We start from the raw sequence: 1,922 nt of genomic DNA, 5'->3' as shown, positions 1-1,922 counted from the left end.
CAAATAAGAGTCGTATGGGAAGGCATCCCTGCGACTCTTTTTTATTATGCAGTAAGCATTTTTTCGCTTCTTGTTAGTTTGTCCAAAGTGAGGGAGTGACAGTATATTCATTGCAGGCGTGTATTACGTTGTCAATTCCTTTTGTTTCCCGATCATTTAAAAAGGCATATAAACTTGATCCATGGCGTCTAATCACTTACTAGACTGACTATTTATTATGAACCGAAACAAGTAACCTTTCATAAGATGAAATTGGTCATTTAACTAATTCATCAAAATGTGGAGGTTAAAAAATGTTAAGTTTTCATACAGAGCGACAGATGTTACCTCACCCCATTCTTCTAGAGGCAAGACAAATTGCTCCAAATCAAATATTACTTAATTATGATCAACGAACTGATTTAGCATCAGCAATGAACGTTTCCAACTACTGGATTAGAAGTAATATGGAGCGTCCCGCTGGTATTGCAACCGTGGGAATGCGTGAAGCACTTACGGCATCAAACGCAATATCTCCTAATTTTGGAATGATTACACCTGCCGACAATTCAAATATGAGATTCGTCATGACATTTAGAGTTAATGCTATGTCAGGTGTCATGTATACGGTTCTCCCTTGTTTTGTTAACTTAGAAGGCATGACTGGGTTTAGAGGAGAAAACTGGGCTCCTTTCAGCAGAAATATGTTTATTGGCATGTAATTTAGATGTTCGAACCGATACTTAAATTATCCGCCCATTCATTTAATGGGTGGTTTTTCGTATCTACATACTTACTGGGGGCCGAAGCCCCCTTGATGTCATTTTGGAAACACAATGAACAGGATAATCATGTTAATCAACATTGTTGCAATTGATATCGCCAATGTAAGATCCTGCACTGTATCTTTTTTCATCGTGTGGCCTCCTTGATTTCGAAGTCCTACGTGGTATACTTATCGTGACGACCGAACCACTACCCGCCCCCGAAGGGGTGCGTAGCTTGCTGATCATTTCCCTTTGAGGGCGATGATAACCAGCGTAAGGAGGGCGACAAGGAGCTGAACTATTGCCGTGGTAAGCTGGATCAGTTCCTTTGTCGAGGCTCGGTCGTCTTTTTCGTTTGGTGGTTCTTGTTGCTGTTCCGGTTCCGGTGGTGGAGCCGGATTTTTCTTTTTATGTTGGTGTTTCTTACTCATGTTTGTGTTCACCCCCTTTCTATATACATTATACGATATCGCATAATGTATGTCAACGGATATTGCTTAGAAATATTCGATATCGTATAATTAATTTGGAGGTGGTCAGGGTGAATGTAACGCCAAGGCTTACTGAAATATTAAACGAGCGGGGAATTACCCAGACGAAGTTATCAGAAATGAGTGGGGTTCCACAAGGATCGATTTCGAGATTCGATAAAAATAGTCGTCACGAGGATTCACATTTATTTGCTATTGCTCGAGCGTTAGGGCTTAAGGTTGAAGACTTATTCCGTGTTAGTGAGGAGTAACCTGTCATAGTGACAGGTTATTTTTTTTATTGTTGATTGACGAACGAACATTCGCATATCATGAGAACGAATGTTCCTTGTTGGAGGTGATGTTATGAAGGACTGGAGAGAGGAATTACAAAGTAGACCAGCTCCACAAAAGCAAGTGAAGTCTCCACACCTTTGCAACTGTATGGCTGCAATGAAGGATCAATGGATCCTATACGTATCTTATGTAATAAGCTTGTATATGGATAAAGCCCCGGATTGCCCTCCGAGGCTTTTTCTACACCCACAAAAGCACCCACAATTCACCCACAAATTCAAGAAAGGGTGTGATGTCGTATGAAATATAAATGCTCAAAAAAACTGTCATTGCGAGGGTTTTTGCTGTCTGTGAAAGCCTATGATAAGTAAAAACTTAAACAGAACGCAAGTTCACCAATGGGAACGCG

General features: G+C 40.6%; 4 protein-coding genes. 2 read left to right on the top strand and 2 right to left on the bottom strand.

Annotation, left to right across the window (positions count from 1 at the left end):
• Positions 1 to 73: 73 nt before the first annotated feature.
• Complete coding sequence (locus tag BBG47_RS31470; protein ID WP_483310780.1) at positions 74 to 196, bottom strand: DUF1829 domain-containing protein; 123 nt, start codon at positions 194 to 196, stop codon at positions 74 to 76.
• Between the two features lie 97 nt (positions 197 to 293).
• Between BBG47_RS31470 and BBG47_RS27825 the strand changes: the two genes are divergently transcribed.
• Entirely contained in the window at positions 294 to 701 is a 408-nt protein-coding gene (locus BBG47_RS27825) for a hypothetical protein (RefSeq protein WP_065294441.1), read from the top strand.
• 287 nt (positions 702 to 988) lie between these two features.
• Here BBG47_RS27825 and BBG47_RS27820 read toward each other — a convergent pair whose 3' ends face one another.
• A complete protein-coding gene (locus tag BBG47_RS27820) occupies positions 989 to 1,177 on the bottom strand; it encodes a hypothetical protein (RefSeq protein WP_065294440.1) in 189 nt (62 codons plus the stop codon).
• A 110-nt stretch (positions 1,178 to 1,287) separates the two neighbouring features.
• On the opposite strand from BBG47_RS27820, the gene BBG47_RS27815 reads away from it, so the two are divergent.
• Positions 1,288 to 1,488, top strand: coding sequence for a helix-turn-helix domain-containing protein (locus BBG47_RS27815; protein WP_083189647.1), 201 nt, complete (start codon positions 1,288 to 1,290; stop codon positions 1,486 to 1,488).
• The last annotated feature ends 434 nt before the right edge of the window (positions 1,489 to 1,922 follow it).

This window comes from Paenibacillus sp. KS1 (assembly GCF_001680695.1).
GTDB lineage: Bacteria > Bacillota > Bacilli > Paenibacillales > Paenibacillaceae > Paenibacillus_B > Paenibacillus_B suaedae.
Note: the sequence above shows the minus strand (reverse complement) of the source record. Positions and strands in the feature narration are given on the sequence as shown.

What these genes read in the sequence shown, in the direction of transcription:
- BBG47_RS27825 (WP_065294441.1), top strand. Translation starts at nt 294, where the DNA reads ATGTTAAGTTTTCATACAGAGCGACAGATGTTACCTCACCCCATTCTT.
- BBG47_RS27820 (WP_065294440.1), bottom strand. Translation starts at nt 1,177, where the DNA reads ATGAGTAAGAAACACCAACATAAAAAGAAAAATCCGGCTCCACCACCG.